General features: G+C 67.2%; 17 protein-coding genes. 11 read left to right on the top strand and 6 right to left on the bottom strand.

The genetic code is table 11. The features are described from left to right. Positions 1-39 precede the first annotated feature (39 nt). Positions 40-456: a YkgJ family cysteine cluster protein gene (locus DFR40_RS15345; protein ID WP_121459378.1), complete on the top strand. Its 417-nt coding sequence runs from the start codon at positions 40-42 to the stop codon at positions 454-456. A 218-nt stretch (positions 457-674) separates the two neighbouring features. Further along, the gene (locus tag DFR40_RS15350) at positions 675-1,160 is read left to right on the top strand and encodes an RNase H family protein (protein ID WP_121459379.1); all 486 of its coding nucleotides are present in this window, start codon (positions 675-677) and stop codon (positions 1,158-1,160) included. On the opposite strand, the gene DFR40_RS15355 is transcribed toward DFR40_RS15350, so the two are convergent. Further along, on the bottom strand, positions 1,145-2,005 hold the full coding sequence (locus DFR40_RS15355) for a LysR family transcriptional regulator (RefSeq protein WP_121459380.1): 861 nt from the start codon (positions 2,003-2,005) through the stop codon (positions 1,145-1,147). The genes DFR40_RS15350 and DFR40_RS15355 overlap by 16 nt on opposite strands. Positions 2,006-2,102: 97 nt before the next feature. Here DFR40_RS15355 and DFR40_RS15360 point away from each other — a divergent pair, with 97 nt between their 5' ends. Further along, positions 2,103-3,296 carry a YbfB/YjiJ family MFS transporter gene (locus DFR40_RS15360; RefSeq protein WP_121459381.1) on the top strand — a complete coding sequence of 398 codons (1,194 nt, stop codon included), beginning with the start codon at positions 2,103-2,105 and terminating at the stop codon, positions 3,294-3,296. Here DFR40_RS15360 and DFR40_RS15365 read toward each other — a convergent pair. From DFR40_RS15365 to DFR40_RS15375, 3 genes are all read right to left on the bottom strand, one after another. Then, positions 3,293-6,286 (bottom strand): bifunctional diguanylate cyclase/phosphodiesterase, encoded by a 2,994-nt coding sequence (locus tag DFR40_RS15365; RefSeq protein ID WP_121459382.1) that lies wholly within the window; start codon positions 6,284-6,286, stop codon positions 3,293-3,295. The genes DFR40_RS15360 and DFR40_RS15365 overlap by 4 nt on opposite strands. 100 nt (positions 6,287-6,386) lie before the next feature. Next, positions 6,387-6,770, bottom strand: a complete 384-nt coding sequence (locus DFR40_RS15370) for a bacteriohemerythrin (protein WP_121459383.1) — start codon at positions 6,768-6,770, stop codon at positions 6,387-6,389. Further along, complete coding sequence (locus DFR40_RS15375; protein ID WP_121459384.1) at positions 6,770-7,324, bottom strand: hypothetical protein; 555 nt, start codon at positions 7,322-7,324, stop codon at positions 6,770-6,772. Before DFR40_RS15375 ends, DFR40_RS15370 begins: the two co-directional genes overlap by 1 nt. A 201-nt stretch (positions 7,325-7,525) precedes the next feature. On the opposite strand from DFR40_RS15375, the gene DFR40_RS15380 reads away from it, so the two are divergent. Genes DFR40_RS15380 through DFR40_RS15390 form a run of 3 tightly spaced genes read left to right on the top strand, consistent with a single transcriptional unit; the run spans position 7,526 to position 11,558 of the window. Further along, entirely contained in the window at positions 7,526-8,743 is a 1,218-nt protein-coding gene (locus DFR40_RS15380; protein WP_121459385.1) for a porin, read from the top strand. A gap of 6 nt (positions 8,744-8,749) precedes the next feature. Then, positions 8,750-9,181, top strand: a complete 432-nt coding sequence (locus DFR40_RS15385) for a type 2 periplasmic-binding domain-containing protein (RefSeq protein ID WP_121459386.1) — start codon at positions 8,750-8,752, stop codon at positions 9,179-9,181. A 7-nt stretch (positions 9,182-9,188) separates the two neighbouring features. Further along, positions 9,189-11,558 carry a putative bifunctional diguanylate cyclase/phosphodiesterase gene (locus tag DFR40_RS15390; protein ID WP_170160246.1) on the top strand — a complete coding sequence of 790 codons (2,370 nt, stop codon included), beginning with the start codon at positions 9,189-9,191 and terminating at the stop codon, positions 11,556-11,558. A 1-nt stretch (position 11,559) separates the two neighbouring features. Here the strand turns inward: DFR40_RS15390 and DFR40_RS15395 are convergent, their stop codons facing one another. Beyond that, positions 11,560-12,399 carry an SIR2 family protein gene (locus tag DFR40_RS15395; protein ID WP_245985705.1) on the bottom strand — a complete coding sequence of 280 codons (840 nt, stop codon included), beginning with the start codon at positions 12,397-12,399 and terminating at the stop codon, positions 11,560-11,562. A 285-nt stretch (positions 12,400-12,684) separates the two neighbouring features. Here DFR40_RS15395 and DFR40_RS15400 point away from each other — a divergent pair, with 285 nt between their 5' ends. The 3 genes from DFR40_RS15400 to DFR40_RS15410 are packed head-to-tail and all read left to right on the top strand — an operon-like array spanning position 12,685 to position 18,700. Then, on the top strand, positions 12,685-13,821 hold the full coding sequence (locus DFR40_RS15400; protein WP_211329816.1) for a response regulator: 1,137 nt from the start codon (positions 12,685-12,687) through the stop codon (positions 13,819-13,821). Then, positions 13,818-14,459, top strand: coding sequence for a histidine phosphatase family protein (locus tag DFR40_RS15405; RefSeq protein WP_121459389.1), 642 nt, complete (start codon positions 13,818-13,820; stop codon positions 14,457-14,459). Before DFR40_RS15400 ends, DFR40_RS15405 begins: the two co-directional genes overlap by 4 nt. Before the next feature lie 5 nt (positions 14,460-14,464). After that, entirely contained in the window at positions 14,465-18,700 is a 4,236-nt protein-coding gene (locus tag DFR40_RS15410) for a response regulator (protein WP_121459390.1), read from the top strand. Between the two features lie 6 nt (positions 18,701-18,706). Here the strand turns inward: DFR40_RS15410 and DFR40_RS15415 are convergent, their stop codons facing one another. Further along, the gene (locus DFR40_RS15415; protein ID WP_121459391.1) at positions 18,707-19,612 is read right to left on the bottom strand and encodes an NAD(+)--dinitrogen-reductase ADP-D-ribosyltransferase; all 906 of its coding nucleotides are present in this window, start codon (positions 19,610-19,612) and stop codon (positions 18,707-18,709) included. A gap of 116 nt (positions 19,613-19,728) precedes the next feature. Here DFR40_RS15415 and nifH point away from each other — a divergent pair, with 116 nt between their 5' ends. Continuing rightward, a complete protein-coding gene (nifH, locus tag DFR40_RS15420) occupies positions 19,729-20,610 on the top strand; it encodes a nitrogenase iron protein (RefSeq protein WP_121459392.1) in 882 nt (293 codons plus the stop codon). Positions 20,611-20,700: 90 nt separating this feature from the next. Then, a complete protein-coding gene (gene nifD, locus DFR40_RS15425) occupies positions 20,701-22,173 on the top strand; it encodes a nitrogenase molybdenum-iron protein alpha chain (protein WP_121459393.1) in 1,473 nt (490 codons plus the stop codon). Positions 22,174-22,200 lie beyond the last annotated feature (27 nt).

A 22,200-nucleotide genomic window follows, 5' to 3' on the forward strand; every position in this document is an offset into this window, starting at 1 on the left:
AATTCCCGCGCCGCTCCCGTTCGCTTCCTTTTTCCGGCCATGGCCCACAGCATCCAGATCGTTCATCGTCAGGACGACGACCGCGTCTTCATCGACATGCCGGACAGCCCGGACAACCCCTGCATTTCCTGCGGCATCTGCTGCGCGCATTTCCGGGTTTCGTTCTACTGCGGCGAGCTCTCCGACGGCCTCGGCGGCTTCGTCCCGGCCGAACTGACCAGCAAGCTGACTCCGCTGATGGCCTGCATGAAGGGGACGGAGACCGGCCATGGACGCTGCATCGCGCTGCGCGGCGCGCTCGGCCAACCAGGCATCGCCTGCGCGATCTACGCCAACCGGCCGACGCCCTGCCGCGAATTCCCGACCTGGCTCGAAGACGGCACGCCCAACCCCGACTGCCAGCGCCTGCGTGCCAGTATCGGCCTGCCGCCTCTGGCGGCACAACGACAGGATTGACAGGCCGGTACGTTCTGTTGCAAACGGTTACTTGAACTCGCCCGGCCGGCTCCTTATTCTGTGACTCATGTGCTGAACAGACATCAGCCCTGACGGTCAGACCTCCTCCCCCCAACCCCCCGGACCGTCCTGAAAGCCTCGTACTCCCCCGGTGCGAGGCTTTCGCCTTTTGTGGCCGGCGTTTATCCTCGGGCTCCCGTTTTAGCGAGCCGCCAACGATGGCCAGACGCAAGAAGAAACCACCGCCGCGCATCATCCATCTCTCGCCCGGCGCGCTGCCGACCCGGCTGGTGGCAGACACCGCCGGCCGCTGCCTGGTCTTCAGCGACGCCAGCTGCCTGCGCCAGGGCGGCCTGGCAGCGGTCTTCTACGCCAGCGACGCGGCAGCGCCGCAGGTCGTTACCCGCAGCGTCGCCGCCGCCGGCAGCAACCAGCTCGAACTGCACGCCGCGCTGCTGGCGCTCGAACAGGCCGCGCTGCTGTTTCCCGGGATGCCGCTGGCCTTGTTTTCCGACAACCGTGACACGGTCGACCGCCTGAATCGGGCAAAAATGCTCGGCCTGGCGCAGGATCCGGAACTCGCCCGGCTGCAGCCGGCGACCGGGATGTTCACGGTCGACACCGAAATTCGCTGGATTCCCGGCCACGGCAGCTGCCGCGGCAACGCCGAGGCCGACCGCCAGGCACGTCAGGCAGCGAGCTGAGCTGGCGCCTGTGCCAGGGCCGCGGCCAGCGTGCGCATCGCCGCCAGTTGCGGCGCCTCGCGCAGGCGGATCATGCCGGTCGGCACCCGGCCGATCTCCGGCGGCACCGCCTCGATCACCAGTTCATCGGCGAGCGGCGACTGCTCAACGACCCGCCGCGGCATCAGCGTCCAGCCGAGACCGACCGCGACGCAGCCGAGGATGCCCTCGAGTGTGCCGAACTCCATCGCATCGGCCAGCGCGTGCCCCTGGCTGCGCTGCCAGGCGAGCGCCCGGGTGCGGTAGGCGCAACCCTCGCGGAAGAGGATCAGCGGCTGCTGGCGGGGATCGCTGCCGGCGGCGTGCACCTGGACCAGTTCCTCGACGATCAGCTCGTCGAAGACCAGTTCGGGGTGGACGACCGGCCCGGCGACGAAGGCGCAGTCGAGCTTGTGATGGACGATACGCTCGGCGAGCGCGGCGCTGGTATCGGTGAACACCCGCAGTTCGAGGCCGCGATGGCCGGCGCGCACGGCCTTCAGCGCCCGCGGCAGGTGCAGCGCGGCGAAGGTTTCCATCGCCCCGATGCGCAGCTCGCCGGCACTCTCGCCGACCAGGCGCACCGCCGCCGCGGTCTGCCGCTCGAGCATCAGCATCCGCCGCGCGTAGTCGAGCAGGACGCGCCCCGACGGCGCCAGCTCGAGGCCGCGCCCCTTGCGAATGAACAGTTCGGTACCGAGTTCCTCCTCGAGCCGGCGGATGCGCCCGGTGACGTTGGACTGGACGGTGTTGAGCTTGCGCGAGGCGGCGAGGATGCCGCCTTCCTCGACGACGGCCTGGAAGGTACGCAGCGAGAGGAGTTCCATACCTATCTCCAATAAGAAACGGTGCGTTCTTGATAAATCATTTGTTGAGATAGCTTAGCGCGTTTATCTTGCCCCTCACAACAACAAGGAGACACACATGGACAAGGATCGCCTGAAGGTTCTCGGTGCCGGCATATTCAGCCTGCTGCTCGGACTCGGCGTCGCCCGCTTCGCCTATACGCCGCTGCTGCCGCTGATGCAGGCCCAGGCCGGTCTCGGCGTCGCCGACGCCGGCTGGCTGGCGGCAATCAACTACGGCGGCTACCTGAGCGGCGCGCTGCTCGCCGCGCTGATCGGCGACCTCGTGCTCAAGGACCGGCTCTACCGCCTCGGCCTGCTCCTGGCCGTCGCCAGCACGGCGCTGATGGGCCTGGCCAGCGACCCGCTGTTGTGGGCGCTGTCGCGCTTCGTCGCCGGCCTGAGCAGCGCCGCGGCAATGCTGTTCGGCACCGGCCTGATCCTCAACTGGCTGATCCGCCACCATCACCGCAGCGAACTGGGCATCCACTTCGCCGGCGTCGGCCTCGGCATCGCCGGCTGCGCCGCCGCCGTCGCCGTCATGCAGCAGTGGCTCGACTGGCGCCAGCAATGGTTCGCCCTGACCGCCCTCGGCGCCCTGCTGGCGATCCCGGCCTGGCGCTGGCTGCCGCCGCCGGACACCAGCGGCGTCACGCGCAGCGGCGAGAAACTCGAGGACAATCCGCCCTCGCCGCTGTTCCTGCGCGTCTTCCTCGCCGCCTATTTCTGCGCCGGCGTCGGCTACGTGATCAGCGCCACCTTCATCGTCGCCATCGTCGATCGCCTGCCCGGGCTCGCCGGCAACGGTACCCTGGTCTTCCTCGCGCTCGGCGTGGCGGCAGCGCCGGCCTGCATCGTCTGGGACCTGATCGCACGGCGCAGCGGCGAACTCAACGCGCTGATCCTGGCGGCCCTGCTCCAGGTCGCCGGCATCCTGCTGCCGCTGGCCGGCGGGCTGGCCGCGGCACTGGCCGGGGCGATGCTGTTCGGTGGCACCTTCATCGGCATGGTCAGTCTGGTGCTGACCATGGCCGGCCGCTACTACCCGACCAGGCCGGCCAAGATGATGGGCAAGATGACGCTTTCCTACGGTGCCGCGCAGATCCTGGCACCGGCGATCACCGGCTGGCTGGCTGCCGGTCGGGCCGGCGACTACGCCATCGGACTCTACCTGGCGGCGGCGGTGATGCTGCTCGGCAGCGCGCTGCTTTTCGCACTCAAGGCGGTCGAGCGACGCGGCGCGCGCCTGCGCGTCGCCGGCGAATTCGCCTAGCGCTGGCGGGCGGCGACCAGCGCCGGGATCGCCGCCGCCGGCACCGCCGGGCTGCAGTAGAACCCCTGGTACTCGTCGCAGCGGTGGCTGCGCAGGAAGGCCAGCTGGCCCTCGCTCTCGACGCCTTCGGCAATCACCTTGTGCTCGAGCTCGGCGGCGATGCCGATGACCATGCGCACGATCGCGGCGTCGTTGGCACTGGTTTCGAGATCGCGGACGAAGGCACGGTCGATCTTGATCTTGTCGATCGGGAAGCGCTTCAGGTACGACAGGCTGGAGTAGCCGGTGCCGAAGTCGTCGATCGACATGCCGACGCCGATCGCCTTCAGGGCTTCCATCAGCTTGACCACGCGCTCGGGGTCCTCGACGATGACGCTCTCGGTGATCTCGAGTTCGAGCCAGGGCGCCGGCAGGCCGGTGCGTTCAAGCACCTCGCGCACCAGCGCGACAATGTCGGCGCCGTGAAACTGGATCGCCGACAGGTTGACCGCCATCACCTTCGGCGGCATGCCGGCGTCCAGCCAGGCCTTGTTCTGGCGGCAGGCCTCTTCCAGCACCCAGGCGCCGATCGGCAGGATCAGCCGGCTCTCCTCGGCGATCGGGATGAAGCACGCCGGCGAGACCATGCCGAGTTCGGGATGGCGCCAGCGCAGCAGGCTTTCGAAGCCGACGATCTCACCGCTGCCGAGATCGACCTGGGGCTGGTAGTGCAGCTCGAGTTCGCCCCGCGCCAGCGCACCGCGCAAATCGCTCTCGAGGCGCAGGCGCTCGGCCAGGCGCTGGTTCATGTCGGCCGAAAAGAAGCGGAAGCTGCTCTGGCCGGAATCGCGCGTGTGGTGCAGCGCGGCGTCGGCGTTGCGCAACAGCGTCGCGACTTCGTCGCCGTCGTCGAACAGGCGGCAGATGCCGGCACTGGCGCTGAAGACGACGTCGCTGCCCTCGACCGCGATCGGCCGGGCGAGGTTCTCCAGCAGCTTGCGGATGAAGACTTCCGGACAGCCCCGGCCGTCTTCGGCGGCGACCAGTACGCCGAACTGGTCGCCGCCGAGCCGACCGAGCGCATCGCCGTCGCCGAGCGAACGACTCAGGCGCACCGCCATCCGGCGCAGCACGGCGTCGCCGGCAGCATGCCCGAAGGCATCGTTGATCCGGCTCAACTGGTCGTCGAGATCGATCAGCAGCAGCATGCCGCGGCGGCCGCCGGCCAGCCACTCGTCGATCAGCCGCGAGAAGCCCAGGCGATTCGGCAGCGCCGTCAGCTGGTCGAAATGGGTCAGCGATTCGATGCGCGCCTCGGCCGCCTTGCGTTCGCTCAAGTCGGTGACGAACACCGACCAGTTGACGATGTCGCCGCCATCGTTACGGATCGCATTGATCAGGCACTCGATCGGCAGCAGGCTGCCGTCCTTGCGCATCGCCCGCAATTCGCCCTGCCAGCGGCCCTGGGTTTCCAGCGTGGCGATGATCGCGGCCAGCGTCGCCGGTTCCTCGAAACTGTCGACGAAGAAACGCGGCAGACGGCCCTTCAGTTCGTCGAGCGTGTAGCCGCTGATTTCGGTCACCGCCCGGTTGACCGTCAGCACCTGGCGATCGCGGTCGAGAATCAGCACCGCATCGCTGGCATGATCGAAGAAATGGGTGATCAGGCGTTGCCGCTCCTCGGCCTCGAAGCGCTCGCTCATGTCCCAGGCGACGCCGGCCAGGCCGCGCGCTTCGCCGGCATCGCCATAGACCGGCACGCGCAGGAACTCGAACGGACGCAGGCAGCCCTGCAGCTGCAGCCAGACCAGCTGGCGCACCGGTGCGCCCTTGCGATAGACGGCGAGCTGGCCGTCACGCAAGCGCCTGGCCTCGTCCGGCGGGAACAGAATGTCGACCGTACTGCCCACCACCTGATCCATCGGGCGCTGCAAATATCGGCAAAAAGCCTCGTTGACCGCCAGAAAGCGGCCGTCGTTGTCGAGCAGCCAGGCCGGATCGGGAATCGAGTCGAGCAGCGCCCGCGCCTCGCGCGATTTTTCCTCGAAAGCCCGGGTCATCCGCGCCGCCAGCGCCTCGGCCTCGCGGTAGCCGCGCGACCATGCGCGCAACAGCGCCAGCAGCGCGGCTAGCAGGACCAGGCCGAGAACGCCGTAAATGGCGGCGCGGCGCTGCCACTCGGCGAGCACGTCGGCCTCGGCAAAGCCGACGGTGAATACGAAGGGCTGATCGGCAACCTGGCGGTAGCTGAAAATGCGCGCCTCGCCATCAAGCCGTGCCTGACGGCGGAAGGCGCCGGCCGGTTCGCCGGCGGCCAGGCGGGCCGGGATCGGGCTGTCGAGGAGGCGCAGCCCTTGCTGAGACGGCAGTTGCGGCCAGCGCGCGAAGAGCGCCATGTCGCGGCTCCACAGGGCGACGATGCCGCTGCGTCCGAGATCGAGTCCCTGGTAGTAATGCTCGAAGTAATCGGCACGCAGCGTCGCCAGCACGATGCCGGCAAAATTGCCGGCGGCATCGTCGATGCGCCGGGCGAAGACGATGACGACGTCGCCGGTGACCCGGGAAACGATCGGCTCGGAGATCACCAGGCCGGCGCCAGCCTCGCTGCGCAGGCGGACGAAATAGTCGCGGTCGCCGATGTTGACTGCGGCCAGCGTGCCGCTGGCGTCGTAGAGGTAGTTGCCGCGGGCGTCGGCGACGCGGAAGCTGTGCACTTCGGGGAAGGCCGCCTGGTAGCGGCGCAGCTCGGCCTCGACCTGAGCGCGCGGCTGGCGCTCGAGCACCGCGCCCCGGAGACGCGTCGAAAAATCGAGCAGATGCTGGTCGATCTGCCGGACCGAGGCGAGGAAATGGCCTTCGAGCAGCGTGCTCAGCGTGCCGCCGAGGCGTTCGGCCGAGGCGATCTCGCGCTCCCGCGATTGCTGCAGGTCAAGGACGACCCAGCCGAGCAGACCGAAAAAAATGGCGGCAACGAAGAACGCACCGAAACGCCAAGACCATTTCGCCGCCATTCACTTCCCCTGAAGATTTGTAAGAGTTGCTTTTTTTCGCGAGTCTACCACGCAAAAGCCGCATCCCCCCGGCATTTCCCCAGGTGACAAAAGCCTTTTTTCAGGACTGGCCGGTGGCCTTCAGGCGAGCCGCCAGCGCCGCGTCCATGGTCGCTGCATGCGTCACAAACCATTCCGGCAGGCCGCGCACGTAGTCGCGTGCCAGCCTGAGCCGGCCGGCGGCGACGGCGCGGCCGAAATGGGCGAGTTCGCCGAGCACGCGCAGATGCTCGCCGTGGTGCTCGCCGATCGCCGGGAAGCGGCAGGCCTTCATCAGCCGGCCCTCGTGCTCGAAATGGCGGCGGCTGTGCTCGACCAGTTCGGCGAACAGCCCCGGGAAAGCCGCGTCGTCGGCGACTGCCAGGGCGTCCACAAGGGCGACGAATTCGCCGTGGGTGGCGTCCATGGCCGCCACCCCGAGCGTGAAGCGCTCGTCCCAGGGCATCAGACGGCGCCGTGGTTCACGCGCTTGTTGTTGTTGGTGCGGGTCAGTTCCAGCTCGACCGTCGATTCGGCGAACTTGTACTTGTTGCCCTTGAGCGCGTTGTACATCGTGACCACCTTCTCGGCCGCGCCCTGACCCTTGAAATCGCTCTTGTCGAGCGCCGCCAGGTCGCCCAGTTCGTTCCAGGTCATGCCCTGGACCAGGGGAATGAATACGGCCCTGGCGCCGTTCACATCGGCGATGAAGGGATTGTCGATGTTGACGACGAAGAGGATGACCAGCGTCTCGGCGGTGATGTCGGCACCGAACTTGTCGATGAAGCCGTGGTAGTACTGGAACTCGTCGAGCGAGCCGGAGATGAACAGCAGCTTGTCGCCGTCGGCCAGCGCGATGGCCTGCTTCATGACTTCGACCGGCGGTTTGCGGCGGCCCTGGTCGTCGGCGATCTCGCCTTCGGTGACGACCAGTTCGCCGCGATAGGCGGCGATGCTGCCGCTGGCGACTTCCTTGAAATTGGCGTTGAAGAAGAGCGGTTCGTAGCGATCGAGCAACATGTGTTTTTTCCTTCCCTGAGTTGAAATTGTCCTGGTATCCGGGATTAGCAATTTCCTTGCCGCGCTGGAAATCGCCTGTTTACGAGGGTCGACCGTCAAATCCGGGGAAAATTGTCGACATTCCGACAGCGACAAAGACGCTAGACAAAGCGCATAATCCATTTCACCAATCATCACGCCTGCCTTGCCCGCCGCGCCGCCATGACCCACGCCCTCCGGCTCTCCTGCCTGCTTGCCTGTCTCGTCGTGCCGACCGCGGCAACGGCCGAGACGAGCACCGGCGACAGCTTCTGGAACGGCCTCGCGATCCGCGGCTTCGGCACGCTCGGCGTCGCCCGCAGCAACGACGAACGCGCCGAATTCGTCCGCGACCTGTCGCAGCCGGACGGCCTCGGCCGCCACTGGAGCGGCAAGCTCGACAGCCTGCTCGGCCTGCAGGCCAACCTGGCACTCGGCGACAATACCGAGGCGGTACTCCAGGGCGTCACCCGCTACCGCTACGACGGCAGCTGGCGCCCGGAACTGACCTGGGCCTTCATCCGCCACGATTTCCGGCCGGACTTCACGGTCCGCGTCGGGCGCATGGGCACCGAATTCTTCATGCAGGCCGACTCGCGCAACGTCGGCTACGCCAACCTGACGTTGCGCCCGTCGCCCGACTACTTCGGACCGATCGTCGTCTCCTATTTCGACGGCATCGACGCCAGCCTGACCGGCGACACCGGCCGCGGCCTGCTGCGGGCCAAGGTCTTCGCCGGCCGCGCCGCGGAGAAGACACCCTTCGTCAAACCCTTCACCTGGGACCTCAGCGGCTCGCGCATGGCCGGCGGCTACCTCGACTACCTGAGCGGCCCCTGGCAGTTCCGGATCAGCCGCTCGCTGATCCGCTTCAAGCACCAGCAGCCGGTCAACGCCGCCGCCACCCAGGCCGGGATTCCCTTCGACCTGCTCGCCGCCGCGCCGGAACTGTCGATCACCGGCCGTCACGCCATCTACGACTCGCTCGGGGTCGTTTACGACGAAGGCCGGCTGCAGGTCCAGGCGCAGCTGAGCAGCATCCGCTACGACTCGGCGGTGTACGAAGACACCCGCGCCGCCTACGTCGTCGCCGGCTACCGCATCGGCCAGTTCACGCCCTTCGTCGGCTATGCCCGCACGCATTCCGACCCGGCCCGGCTGCGGACGCCGCTGCCGGCGCCGATGGCCGAGGCAGTGCGCGGCTTCATCGCCGCCACCCACGCCGACCAGGCGACGGTAACCCTCGGCACGCGCTGGGATTTCCAGCGCGACATGGCACTCAAGGCCCAGCTCGACATGGTGCACGGCAACCGCGACTCGCGCTTCCCGATGCGCGATGCGCAACCCGGCTGGGACGGCCGGCTCAACGTATTCAGCCTGGCGCTGGATTTCATCTTCTGAGCCGCCATGACCACGCCGACGCGCCTGCTCCCCCTGCTGCTGCTCGGCAGTCTCGCCGGCACCGCCGCCGGCGAGCCGCTGGTGGTCGTGGTCAGCGCCCAGCAGCGGATCGAGCGCCTGAGCCAGGAGGACGTCACCAACATCTTCCTCGGCCGCTTCCGTACCCTGCCCTCCGGGCTGCCGGCGGCACCGATCGACCAGCCGGCGAACAGCCCGCTGCGCGCCGCCTTCTACCAGCAACTGGTGAACAAGGACGTCGCCAGCATCAACGCCTACTGGAGCCGCCTGCACTTCTCCGGCAAGGCAACGCCGCCGCGACAGACCAACAGCGACGGCGAAGTCCTGCGCCAGTTGCTCAGCCAGCCGGGTGCCATCGCCTACGTCGAGCGCCGCCAGGTCGATGCCCGCCTGCGCATCGTCTTCGAATTCCCGCCGTGAGCCGACCATGAGACGCCGACTGTTGCGCGACGGCATCCTGCTGCGCTCGATCGTGGTCACCATCCTGGCCTTCATTCTGGTCGGCGTGGCGACCATCGCCTACACCGCGCACGCGGCCCGCATCCAGGCCGAGACCCAGTCGCGGGTGCACCTCGAGCAACTGCTAGACACCGTCGAAAGCACGCTGCGCGTCGCCTGCTTCGTCAAGGACGTCCAGCTCGCCCGCGAAGTCGCGCTCGGCCTGCTCAGCAATACCGAGATCCTGCGCGTGACCATCCACGAAGGCAGCTTCATCCTCGCCGACATCCAGCGCCCGGGCAACCGCGGCAGCACCGACGTGGCCGGCAGCCTGGTGCGCAGCATCAACTCGCCGTTCATCGAAGGCGACGTCATCGGCCGCATCCGCCTGACCCCCGACCCCGAGGTCATCGAGCGCCGGATCCGCGACGACATCATCGGCCAGGCCCTGCAACTGGCCTGGCAGCTGGCGCTGATCGCCGGGGCCATCGTGGTCACGCTGCTGGCCTTCGTCATCCATCCGATCAGCGCCATGTCGCGCAACCTGCACGCCATGGACCCGACCGCCGGCGACCGCCTGCAGAAACCGCCCGGCCACGCCAGGACCGAAATCGGCAACCTCGTCGACGACGTCAACGCACTTGCCGGCAGCCTGGTCCAGGCGCTCGAGAAAGAGCAGGCGCTACGCCTGCAGGGCGAGATGGACGAGCGTCGATACCACGCGATCTTCGATAACGCCGAAAGCGGCATCTTCATCGTCGACCGCGCCGGCCGGCTGACGTCGTGGAATCCGGCCTTCGCCCGCCTGCTCGGCATCAGCGGCGACGCAGCGCGGCGCCTGAGCGAACTGCCGTGGGCCGCGCCCGAGGAGATCGCCGGCCTGATCGAAGCCGCTTTCACCAACCGCCAGCCGGTCAGCATCGACGCCCGGCTGCAGCCGCCTGGCCGCCCGCGCTTCTGGCTCAAGCTGGTGCTCAGCCCGGTCGGCAGCGACATCCTGCAGGGCGTCGCCCACGATGTATCGGCGCTCAAGGAGGCCGAGGCCGCCGCCCGCCGCCAGGCCCTGAGCGATCCGCTGACCGGCCTGGCCAATCGGGCCAGCCTCGAGCAACAGCTTGGCCAGCGGATCCGCCAGCACCACCTGCAGCCGGGTCGCGGCTTCACGCTGCTGCACATCGACCTCGACAAATTCCGGCTGATCACCGAAGGCGTCGGCGTCACCGCCGGCGACGAAATCCTGCGCGCAATCGCCGGCCGCCTCGGCGCCACCGTCAAGAGCGAGGACACCCTCGCCCGCCTGTCGGCCGACGTCTTCGCCGTCCTCCTCCAGGATCTCGACGACGACGGACATATCGACAAGGTCATCGAACGGATCATGAACAGCCTGCGCCAGCCCTACCTGGTCGACGGCTCGCCGATCCAGCTCACCGCCAGCATCGGCATCACGCTGTTCCCGAGCGACGGCGGCGACGCCCCGAGCCTGCTGCGCAACGCCGAACTGGCCTGCGACAAGGCCAAGCTGGCCGGAGGCAACCAGGCCGCCTTCTTCGACGCGACCCTGGCCGAAACCGCCGAGCAGCGCCGGCACCTCGAGAACGACCTGCGCCAGGCGGTCGCCCAGCGGCAGTTCTCGCTCTACTATCAGCCGATCGCCGATCTGGCGCGCCACCGCATCGCCGGCGCCGAGGCGCTGATCCGCTGGCACCACCCGGAACGCGGGCTGGTCCCGCCCGATCAGTTCATCCCGGTCGTCGAGCAGAGCGGACTGATCAACGAGATCGGGCTGTGGGTGCTCGACAGCGCCTGCCGCCAGCTCGCCGAATGGCAGGCGGCGGGGTGCCCGCACTACCTGTCGATCAACGTTTCCGGCCGGCAGATTCCGGACGGCCTGCCACCGCAGGCGGTGGCCGCGGCCATCGCCCGCCACGGCATCGCCCCCGAGCGCCTGGCGCTGGAAATCACCGAGGGCATCCTGCTCGGCGACATCGGCGTCGCCCGGGCCTGGCTGCTGGCCGTCCAGCAGCTCGGCGTGCGCCTCTACCTCGACGATTTCGGTACCGGCTATTCCTCGCTCTCCTACCTCAAGCGCTTCCCGCTCGACACGCTCAAGATCGACCGCAGCTTCGTCCAGGACATGCAGGCCGAGAGCAGCGATCACTCGCTGGTCGAAGCGATCGTCGCGATGGCGCGCAGCCTGCGCCTGCGCGTCGTCGCGGAGGGTGTCGAAAGCGCCGCCCAGCTGCAGATGCTCGAGGCGATGGGCTGCCACTACGCCCAGGGCTACCACCTCAGCCGGCCGGTGCCGGCCGCCGATTTCGCCGAGGTCGTCGCCGGCATCGACCGGCGACTGGCCGGCTGAATCAGGCGGCGACGTCGGCGCCGATGAAGTCGAAGACGTCGCCGTCGATGATCTCGAGCCCGATCTTGCGGCAGTAGCGCTTTTCCTTCTCGGTCGGCGCCGGGATGAACACCCAGCCGGCCGGCTGCGCCGACGACCAGATGATGTCGGCCATGACCATGCGCTCGGTGTCGCGGTTCAGGCGCATGCCCATCAGCAGGTACTGCTTGCCCTTGCGCAGTTCCTTGACCTCCGGCGGAATCGAGAAGCCGCCCATCAGCTCGGTGATGAAATCGACGTAGTCGGCGTCCGAGGCGATATACACCGCTTCCGGCCGCGGCGTGCCCATCGGCTTGAACAGGATCGGCTGCGTCGTGTCGATGTGCTCGACCCGCGCGTAGGCGCTGCCGTCCCAGGCGTAGAGCTTGTAGCGGAAATCGGTGCCGCCGATGCGGGCGATACCGACGACCAGCGTGTGCGGCACGCCGGCGTACGAATCCTGCAACTGGGTGTCGCGGTTGATGTCGATCACGTAGCCGGGACGGATCGCCTGCAGCCAGTCGTGCACCGCACCGCGCGTCCACTGCGTCTCGCCGTAGGTGCGGTTGAGGAAGCGGGTGACGGTACTGCGCCCGCGCTTGAGTTCGACGTTCATCGCCGCCCGCGGGAATTCGTACATCAGCTTGGGCGCCATCGGCTTGCCGTCGTTCATCGCGATGATCAGCGAATCGCTGTCGGCGGGGATCGGCGCGCCGCTGGCGACGCTGCGGACATCGGCGAGCACGCCCGGTCCGAGATAGGGAACGATGCTGCCATCCTTGAGGCCGGCCAGCAGTTTTGCACGCAGTTCGGGAGTCATCATTTTTGCTCTGGAGTTGGGGTCGACCGTGACAATGCAAAATCCAGGCCCATCCCCCGCCCCCCGCCGGCAGGGCAAGTCCCGGCGGCGGTCGCGACCGCCTGTCGGTTTTGCGACAAGGCAGGTGCCGACGATTTCCGCTTGGAAACATGGCACGGCCGGGATTAGGATGCAGGAACAAGCCAGGGGCATACGAACAACATGGCAAAAACAAAATATTTGGCCGATAATTAACAAAAACATCAGTTCGCAATTGCGTGCGGAGGAAAGGTTGGCCCAATGACGGAAATGCAACGCCCGACAATCCTGGTCGTGGACGACACGCCCGACAACCTGGCCGTGGTCGGCGGCATACTTGAAAGCGACTATCGCGTGCGCATCGCCAATTCCGGCGAGCGGGCGCTGCGTGTCGCCGCCAGTGACCCGCGCCCGGAACTGATCCTGCTCGACATCATGATGCCCGGCATGGACGGCTACCAGACGCTCGAGCGGCTGCGTGCCGACCCTGCACTGTGCGACATCCCGGTGATCTTCGTCACCGCGATGGACGCCGCCAGCGACGAAGCGATCGGCCTGCAGTTGGGCGCGGTCGATTACGTGACCAAGCCGATCAATCCGGCGATCCTGCTCGCCCGCCTGCGCACCCACCTCGAACTCAAGGCCAACCGCGACCGCCTGGCCCGCCACAACGAGCTGCTCGAAGCCCGTGTCGCCCAGCGCACCCGCGAAGTCGAACTGATCAAGGACGTCAGCATGCACGCGCTGGCGACGCTCGCCGAAAAGCGCGACAACGAGACCGGCAACCACCTGCTGCGCACCCGCGGCTACATCGAGGTGCTGATGAACGACCTCGCCGGACAGGCCGATTTCGCCGAGGAACTGACCCCGCTCCGGCGCAAGCTGATCGCCAAGGCGGCGCCGCTGCACGACATCGGCAAGGTCGGCATTCCGGACAGCATCCTGCTCAAGCCGGGGCGGCTGACGCCGGAGGAATTCACGATCATGAAGACGCACGCCTGCATCGGCGCCGCGGCGCTCGACGAAGCGATCGCCCGGGTCCTCGCCGATCGCCGCGAGAACCGGCCGGACGAGGACGAACGCTACTCGCTGGACTTCCTCGAGACGGCCCGCGAAATCGCCGGCGGTCACCATGAAAAATGGGACGGCAGCGGCTATCCGCAGGGCCTGAGCGGCGATGCGATTCCGCTGTCGGCGCGCTTGATGGCCCTCGCCGACGTCTTCGACGCGCTGATCTCGAAGCGCCACTACAAGGAAGCCTTCCCGCTCGAGGAAACGATCGGGATCATCCGCGCCGGCCGCGGCGCGCACTTCGACCCGCGCATCGTCGACTGCTTCCTGACGCACATCGACGCCTTCACCGCGATTGCCAACCAGTACTCGGACGCCCCGGAAAACCACCCATGACCCTCGCCTCCTGCCGCCGCCTGCTCGCCGCCTGCCTGCTCCTGGCCAATACCGCCCTGGCCGCCGCCGATGAAGCCCCGCCGGTGTTCAGCGAACGCCTGGCCACCCGGGAAACGCTCGAGCAGTTGCGCGCCGGCGGCCACGTCCTGTACATCCGCCACGGCTACACCGACAACAGCCGCGCCGACCGCTTTCCCGATCTCGACCCGAACGACTGCGCCAGCCAGCGCCTGCTCTCGGACGAGGGCCGGGCGCTGATGCGCGAGGTCGGCCAGCGCTTGCGGGCGGCGCGCATCCCGGTCGGCGAGATCCTGGTCAGCCCGATGTGCCGGACCCGCGATTCGGCGGCGCTGCTGTTCGGCGACAAGTTCTCGCTCAGCGAACCGCTGATGTACTCGGCGAACATGACCAGCGATGAAAAGAAACCCCGCCTCGCCGCCCTGGCGGCGATCCTGCGCGAGCCGGTCGGCGCCGGCCGCAATCGCGTGCTGGTCGCCCATGCCCCCAACCTCGCCGACCTGATCGGCTTCTTCGTCAAACCCGAAGGCACCGTCGTCGTCTTTGCCCAGCGCGGCAGCAAGGGCTACGAATACGTCGCCAGCATTCCGCCGCGGCTGTGGCCCGAGTTGCTCCGCTGACCACCATGCCGATGCGCCGTCTGCAGTTCCTGCTGCTGTTCTTCCTGCCGGTGGTGCTGGCCATCGCGACGGCCTTCCTGTTCGGCTGGCAGGTACTCAAGGAACACGAGCAGGACAACCGCCAGCTGACCGCAGCCCAGACCGAAGACCTGCGCCGCCAGGCGGCGGCCAACCACCTGGTCCTCGACATGCAGCGCATCCAGAACCTGCTCGTCGAAACCCTGCGCGGCGCCCGTGCCGGCAGCATCGACCAGGCCGCGGCCTATCGCATCCACACCCGCGTTGTCGACGGCCTGGCCGAACTCGAAAGGCATCTCGCCAACCTCCGCGCCGACACGCCCCACCCGGAACTGGCGCCGGCCTTTGCCCGCGGCCAGGCTGCCTTCCGTGAATATCGCCAGCAGGCGGTATCGACCACCGACATCGTCGCGATCGATCCGCGCGTCGCCGTCGACCACGTCGAGAACGCCTTCGTGCATTACATGAATTTCGCGACGCAGATGCACGACCTGTCGTCGAGCCTGTCGCGCGCAGCGCTGGCGCGGATGGAAGACGGCGACCGGCGCCTGCACGGCAATCTCGACAAGGCAGCACGGACCTCGTGGCTGCTGTTTCTGGCGATGGTCGCCTTCTGGCTGGCGCTGGTGTGGACGACGGCGCGCTACCTGGCGATCGTTTCCGGCGCCCTGACCCGCCTCGGCCAGCACCACGCCCTCGACGACAAGGAACAGGCCGAGCTGCACCAGGTCAAGGGCTTCTTCCTCAAGGACCTGGCGGACGCGACGCTGGCCTTCGGCGACAGCCTGCTCGGCCGCGAACGCGCCGAACGCAAGCTGCGCCAGGAGCAACAGCAACTGACATTGCTTCTCGACAGCCTCCCTGACCTGATCTGGTTCAAGGATGCCAACGGTTGCTACCGGCGCTGCAACCCCCGCTTCGAAAGCTTCATCGGCAAACCGGCCAGCGAAATCATCGGCCGCAGCGACCTCGAGCTGTTCCCGGCCGACGCAGCGGCCGGCTACCGGGCCGCCGACCGGCGCGCCGCCGAGGCCGGGCAGCCGGTGGTGCACCAGGAATGGCGGCATTTCCCGGACGGCCACCGCGAGTTGCAGACGATCCACAAGATTGCCGTCCGCGACGAGCAGGGCAGGCTCTACGGCGTCCTCGGCGTCGGCCGTGACATCACCGCCGAGCACCTGGCCGAGGCAGAGCTGAGAACCAGCCGCCAGGCCTTGCAGCGGACCCAGTCGATCGCCCAGATCGGCAGCTGGACGATCGATTTCGCCGACCACCGCCTGCACGCCTCCAAAGAGGCCGCCGACATCCTCGGACTGGCCAGCGCCAGCCCGCTGGCGGCCGACCAGCTGTTTGCCTGCGTCGACCCGCGCGATCGCGACGCCGTCCGCGACAGCTGGCTGGCGGCCTGCCAGGACGGCGTCTTCGACGTCGAGCACCGGAGCGCCGGCAAATGGCTGCGCCAGCGTGCCGAAATCGAGCGGACCAGCGACGGCCAGCCGCTGCGCGCGATCGGCATGGTCCAGGACATCAGTTCGGTGAAGGCAGCGACCGAAGCGCTGCAACGCCGCGAGGAACTGTTCTCGACGATCATCGGCCAGGCCGAGCACGGCATCCTGCTGATCGACCTGAACAGCCTGCGCTTCGTCGAGTTCAACGATGCCGCCTGCCGCCATCTCGGCTACAGCCGCGAGGAATTCGCCCGGCTCGACATGGCGGCGATCCAGGCCGACGCCGACGCGCGCGCCGCCATCCCGGAAAACATCCGCAACATCCTCGACCAGGGCGCCAGCACCTTCGAGAAACGCTATCGCTGCAAGGACGGCTCGATCCGCAACTTCTGGCTGTCGGTCAAGCCGATCCACCGCGACGACACGGTACTGGCGGCGATCGTGTGGAGCGACATCACCGAGCGCAAGCAGGTCGAACGCGACCTCGAGCGCTACCGCAACCACCTCGAGGAGCTGGTCGGCGAACGCACCCTCGAGCTGGCCGCCGCCCGCGACGCGGCACAGAGCGCCAGCCGCTCGAAGAGCGCCTTCCTGGCCAACATGAGCCACGAGATCCGGACGCCGATGAACGCCATCATCGGCCTCACCCACCTGATCCGCCGCGAGATCGGCGACCCTCGCCACGTCCAGCAGCTGGACAAGGTCATCGGTGCCGCCAATCACCTGCTCGGGATCATCAACGACATCCTCGATTTCTCGAAGATCGAGGCGGGCAAGATGTCGCTCGAGCCAACCGACTTCGAGACCGACCGGATCGTCGCCAACGCCTGCGCCCTGGTCGCCGACAAGGCCCAGGCCAAGGGCCTCGAACTGGTCGCCGACATTTCGGCGCTGCCGCCGGTATTGCATGGCGACGGCCTGCGCCTGGCCCAGGTACTGATCAACTTCATCAGCAACGCCGTCAAGTTCACCGACCACGGCAGCGTCGTCATCCGCGGCAGTGTGGTTGCCGACGGACCGAACGACCTGATGGTGCGCTTCGAGGTCCAGGATACCGGGATCGGCATCAATGCCGAGCAGCAGGCCCGGCTTTTCGTCGCCTTCGAGCAGGCCGATGCCTCGACCACCCGACGCTACGGCGGCACCGGCCTCGGCCTGGCGATCACCCGCCGGTTGGTCGAGTTGATGGGCGGCCGCGTCGGCGTCGTCAGCGAACCCGGCCGGGGCAGCACCTTCTGGATCGAGGTGCCGTTCGGCCGGGTGGTCGGCTCCGGCCGACGCGACAGCCAGCGCGTCCTGCCACCGGGAACGCGGGCGCTGGTCGTGGACGACGTCGAAGACGCCCGCAACTCGCTCGCCGCCGTGCTCGGCGAACTCGGCATCCGTACCGAATGCCTGGCGCACGGCAGCGAGGCGCTGGCCCGCATCGCCGCTGCCGACACTGCCGGCGAACCGGTCGGACTGCTCCTGCTCGACTGGCAGATGCCGGAAATGGACGGCCTCGAGATCGCCCGCCGGCTGCAGGCGCTGCCGCTGCAGCAGCGGCCGACCACCTTCCTGGTCAGCGGCACGCTCGGGGCGCCGCGCAGGGAACTCGAACAACTCGGCTTTGCCGGCTTCATCGCCAAGCCGGTGACGCCGTCGAGCCTGCTGGCGGCGCTCGGTCGAGCCCGGGAGCCGGCACCGACGTCTTTCGCGCTGCCGGCAGCGACCGACGACTTGGCGCAGATGCGCCGCCTGCTCGGCGGTCGGCGCGTGCTGCTCGCCGAGGACAACCTGCTCAACCAGGAAGTGGCGATCGACATGCTGCGCCTGGTCGACCTGCAGGTCGATGTCGCCGACGACGGCTGCGAAGCGCTGGCCATGGCCGCCGAAACCCCCTACGAACTGATCCTGCTCGACGTGCAGATGCCGAACATGGACGGCCTCGAGGCTGCCCGCCGCATCCGCGCCCTGCCCGGCCACACGGCAACACCGATCCTGGCGATGACCGCCAATGCCTTCGACGAGGATCGCGAATCGAGTCGCGCCGCCGGCATGAACGACCACATCGCCAAACCGGTCGAACCGGCCGTGCTCCACGCCGCGCTCCTGCGCTGGCTGACCGGCCAGCGGCAGGTGCCGGCAACGGCCGCCCCCGTCCCGGCGACGATCGATGCCGACGGCCTGGCCGGCTTGCCCGGCTTCGACATCCAGCTCGGTCTACGGTCGACCCTCGGTCAGGTCGAAAAACTGAAACGCCTGCTTGGCCACTTCGCCACCGGCCATGGCGACGACGCCGGGCGTATCGCCCAGCGCTACCCGACCGACCCCGATGGCGCCCGCCACCTTGCGCACACACTCAAGGGCGCCGCGGCAACGCTCGGCCTGACCGGGATTGCCGAGGTCGCGGCGCGAATCGAGCGGGCCGTCGCCGAGCAGCGGCCTGTGGACGAAATCCTGGCGCTGACCGGCCAGCTGGCCGCCGACGATGCCGCCTTCCGCAGCGCATTCGCCATCGCCGAGGACAATCCGGGCGGCCCCGCCGACCTCGTCATGTCCGTCGACACCGGCCTGCTCGCCACCGACCTTGCTAAATTGCGCCAGCTGCTGGCCAGCGACGACATCCACGCCCAGGATCGCCATCGCCAGCTGAAAGCCCGCCTCCACGCAGTTGCCGGCAGCGCTGCCGACCCGCTCGACCACGACATCGAGGCGTTCGCCTACGCCGAGGCACTGGCCCGCCTTGATGCGCTGATCGCCGCCCACCCGACCCTCCAGGCTGGCAAGGACTGAGCCGGTTCAGAGCGTGGTCAGGGTGACCTCGACCGCACCGCCGATCGCCAGGAATTCGTCCTCGCCCTGGAGCACCCCGGCCAGCAGGCCGCAGTAGAAGAAAATCTTGGTCAGGGGCATGTCGACCGCAAGAATGTAGTCGCCGAACTCGCAGGCGCGGTCGCGGCTGCAGGTGAAGGAGTTGAGGTTGTTGAGCAGGATGATGTGGCGCCGGCCGGGCCCGCTCTCCAGGATTTCATGGTCGGCCACGCGGTTCACCCCGCGATACAGCGTGACGTGGCGGCGGCCCGGGTGGCGCCGGGCAAGTTCGTACTGGCAGTAGGTATAGACCAGGTCGAGCTGCGCTTCCAGGGCGCTGGTGCCGTAGAGGCCCTGGGCACGCATCTCCATGTAACGCAGCCAGGCGTCGCCGGCCGGATCGCGCAGCGGCTCGCCATGCCAGCGCGGCAGCAGGCCGAAGCGCGATTCGACCCAGCCCTTGAGAACCGCACCCTCGCGGCTGTCGGCATCGAAACTCCAGCCACGGATCATCCGCGCATAGTTGGCCCGGGCGCGCCCCTTGCGGTCGCCGGTGTAGCCCATTTCCTCGGGCCATTCGAGCTGGAAATGCACCGTCAGGTAATCGCGGAAGACCTCGCTGCGTGCCGCCGCATCGGCCGCCTCGAGGCGGCGGAACAGGTCGCGATGCAGTTCGGCGACGCCGTCGAGGAGCAGCGGTGACGGATGGCGCTGGTAGGTCAGGCTGCCGAGGACGACCGCCGGCAGGTTGCAGCGATTGATCGGGAGCCGGGCGCTGCGCGGCAGCGTTGCCTGGCCGAGCGTGCCTTCGCCTTTGTCGTCACCCCTACACAAGGCAGGGTCTTTGTCGGGAAAGCCCATCCCGGGTCGCGCCGGGTCAACTTCGTTTTTCATTTGAAAATCAATCGGTTGAAATCTGTCAGCCGACCTGGCACGCAACGTGCAGATGGTCAGTCGCGACACTCACCAATTCCTTTCAAATCGACTGACAGATACAAGGAGATTACACCATGGCAAAACTGCGTCAATGCGCCATCTACGGCAAGGGCGGCATCGGCAAGTCGACCACCACCCAGAATCTGGTGGCGGCGCTGGCCGAAGCCGGCAAGAAGGTCATGATCGTCGGCTGCGACCCGAAGGCTGACTCTACCCGCCTGATCCTGCACAGCAAGGCCCAGACGACCGTCATGCACCTGGCGGCGGAAGCCGGTTCGGTCGAAGACCTCGAACTCGAAGACGTCCTCTCGGTCGGCTTCGGCGGCGTCAAGTGCGTCGAATCCGGCGGCCCGGAACCCGGCGTCGGCTGTGCCGGCCGCGGCGTCATCACCGCCATCAACTTCCTGGAAGAAGAAGGCGCCTACGACGACGAACTCGATTTCGTCTTCTACGACGTGCTCGGCGACGTGGTCTGCGGCGGCTTCGCCATGCCGATCCGCGAAAACAAGGCGCAGGAAATCTACATCGTCTGCTCCGGCGAAATGATGGCCATGTACGCGGCCAACAACATCGCCAAGGGCATCGTCAAGTACGCCAACTCCGGCGGCGTCCGTCTCGGCGGCCTGATCTGCAACTCGCGCAATACCGACCGCGAGGACGAGCTGATCATGGCGCTGGCCAAGGCCATGGGCACCCAGATGATCCACTTCGTGCCGCGCGACAACGCCGTCCAGCACGCCGAAATCCGCCGCATGACCGTGATCGAGTACGACCCGACGCACAAGCAGGCCGACCAGTATCGCCAGCTGGCCCAGAAGGTGATGAACAACACCATGCTGGTCATCCCGACCCCGATCGAGATGGAACACCTGGAAGAGCTGCTGATGGAATTCGGCATCATGGAACAGGAAGACGAGTCGATCGTCGGCAAGACCGCCGCCGACCTGGCCGCCTGAGCAACATCCGCCGTACGGCGGGTGCGCAGGCACCTGCCGCTTTCAACCAGCACGTCGGCCACGGATTGGTGGCGACGTCAGGAGGAAAACATGACGACTCTGTCTCGCGAAGAAACCGAAGCCCTCATCGCCGAGGTGCTCGAGGTTTATCCGGAAAAAGCCAAGAAGGATCGTGCCAAGCACCTGGCTGCCAACGATACTTCCATTGAACAATCGAAGAAGTGCATCACCTCGAACCGCAAGTCGCTGCCCGGCGTGATGACCATCCGCGGCTGCGCCTACGCCGGTTCCAAGGGTGTGGTCTGGGGTCCGATCAAGGACATGATCCACATCTCGCACGGCCCGGTCGGCTGCGGCCAGTACTCGCGCGCCGGACGCCGCAACTACTACGTCGGCACCACCGGCATCGACACCTTCGGCACGATGAACTTCACCTCGGATTTCCAGGAAAAAGACATCGTCTTCGGCGGCGACAAGAAGCTGACCAAGCTGATCGAGGAAGTCGAACAGCTGTTCCCGCTGCACAACGGCATCTCGGTCCAGTCCGAATGCCCGATCGGCCTGATCGGCGACGACATCGAGTCGGTCTCCAAGAAGAGCTCGGTGGTCATCGGCAAGCCGGTCATCCCGGTGCGCTGCGAAGGCTTCCGCGGCGTCTCGCAATCGCTCGGCCACCACATCGCCAACGACGCGATCCGTGACTGGGTGCTCGACAAGCGCGACGGCCAGGCCTTCGAATCGACCCCGTACGACGTCGCCATCATCGGCGACTACAACATCGGCGGCGACGCCTGGGCCACCCGTATCCTCCTCGAGGAAATGGGTCTGCGCGTGGTCGCCCAGTGGTCCGGCGACGGCACCCTGGCGGAAATGATGAACACGCCCAAGGTCAAGCTGAACCTGCTGCACTGCTACCGCTCGATGAACTACATCTCGCGCCACATGGAAGAGAAGTACGGCATTCCCTACATGGAATACAACTTCTTCGGCCCGACCAAGATCATCGAGTCGCTGCGCAAGATCGCCGGTTTCTTCGACGATTCGGTCAAGGAAAAGACCGAGGCGATGATCGCCCGCTACCAGCCGATGATGGACGCCATCATCGCCAAGTACAAGCCGCGCCTGCAGGGCAAGAAGGTCATGCTCTACGTCGGCGGCCTGCGTCCGCGCCATGTCATCGGCGCCTACGAGGATCTCGGCATGGAAGTCATCGGCACCGGCTACGAGTTTGCCCACAACGACGACTACGACCGCACGATCAAGGAAATGGGCGACGCCACCCTGCTCTACGACGACGTCACCGGTTTCGAGCTCGAGGAGTTCGTCAAGCGCCTGAAGCCGGACATGGTCGGCTCCGGGATCAAGGAAAAGTACATCTTCCAGAAGATGGGCATTCCGCTGCGCCAGATGCACTCCTGGGACTACTCCGGTCCGTACCACGGTTACGACGGTTTCGCGATCTTCGCCCGTGACATGGACATCGCCCTCTCCAACCCGACGTTCAAGAACCTGACGCCGCCCTGGAAGAAGGTCGACGCCGAAGAAGTCAAGAAGGCCGCCTGAGGCAAATTCTCAAACCTTGCGCCGGCC

The sequence above is a fragment of the Azonexus fungiphilus genome (assembly GCF_003634965.1).
Taxonomy (GTDB): Bacteria; Pseudomonadota; Gammaproteobacteria; order Burkholderiales; family Rhodocyclaceae; genus Azonexus; species Azonexus fungiphilus.

Excerpts from the sequence above, each read along its gene's own strand:
- DFR40_RS15365 (WP_121459382.1), bottom strand. The coding sequence starts at position 6,286 with ATGGCGGCGAAATGGTCTTGGCGTTTCGGTGCGTTCTTCGTTGCCGCC.
- nifD (WP_121459393.1), top strand. The coding sequence starts at position 20,701 with ATGACGACTCTGTCTCGCGAAGAAACCGAAGCCCTCATCGCCGAGGTG.
- DFR40_RS15350 (WP_121459379.1), top strand. The coding sequence starts at position 675 with ATGGCCAGACGCAAGAAGAAACCACCGCCGCGCATCATCCATCTCTCG.
- DFR40_RS15375 (WP_121459384.1), bottom strand. The coding sequence starts at position 7,324 with ATGTTGCTCGATCGCTACGAACCGCTCTTCTTCAACGCCAATTTCAAG.
- DFR40_RS15370 (WP_121459383.1), bottom strand. The coding sequence starts at position 6,770 with ATGCCCTGGGACGAGCGCTTCACGCTCGGGGTGGCGGCCATGGACGCC.
- DFR40_RS15355 (WP_121459380.1), bottom strand. The coding sequence starts at position 2,005 with ATGGAACTCCTCTCGCTGCGTACCTTCCAGGCCGTCGTCGAGGAAGGC.
- DFR40_RS15410 (WP_121459390.1), top strand. The coding sequence starts at position 14,465 with ATGCCGATGCGCCGTCTGCAGTTCCTGCTGCTGTTCTTCCTGCCGGTG.
- DFR40_RS15405 (WP_121459389.1), top strand. The coding sequence starts at position 13,818 with ATGACCCTCGCCTCCTGCCGCCGCCTGCTCGCCGCCTGCCTGCTCCTG.
- DFR40_RS15380 (WP_121459385.1), top strand. The coding sequence starts at position 7,526 with ATGACCCACGCCCTCCGGCTCTCCTGCCTGCTTGCCTGTCTCGTCGTG.
- nifH (WP_121459392.1), top strand. The coding sequence starts at position 19,729 with ATGGCAAAACTGCGTCAATGCGCCATCTACGGCAAGGGCGGCATCGGC.
- DFR40_RS15390 (WP_170160246.1), top strand. The coding sequence starts at position 9,189 with ATGAGACGCCGACTGTTGCGCGACGGCATCCTGCTGCGCTCGATCGTG.
- DFR40_RS15385 (WP_121459386.1), top strand. The coding sequence starts at position 8,750 with ATGACCACGCCGACGCGCCTGCTCCCCCTGCTGCTGCTCGGCAGTCTC.
- DFR40_RS15400 (WP_211329816.1), top strand. The coding sequence starts at position 12,685 with ATGCAACGCCCGACAATCCTGGTCGTGGACGACACGCCCGACAACCTG.
- DFR40_RS15415 (WP_121459391.1), bottom strand. The coding sequence starts at position 19,612 with ATGAAAAACGAAGTTGACCCGGCGCGACCCGGGATGGGCTTTCCCGAC.
- DFR40_RS15345 (WP_121459378.1), top strand. The coding sequence starts at position 40 with ATGGCCCACAGCATCCAGATCGTTCATCGTCAGGACGACGACCGCGTC.
- DFR40_RS15360 (WP_121459381.1), top strand. The coding sequence starts at position 2,103 with ATGGACAAGGATCGCCTGAAGGTTCTCGGTGCCGGCATATTCAGCCTG.
- DFR40_RS15395 (WP_245985705.1), bottom strand. The coding sequence starts at position 12,399 with ATGATGACTCCCGAACTGCGTGCAAAACTGCTGGCCGGCCTCAAGGAT.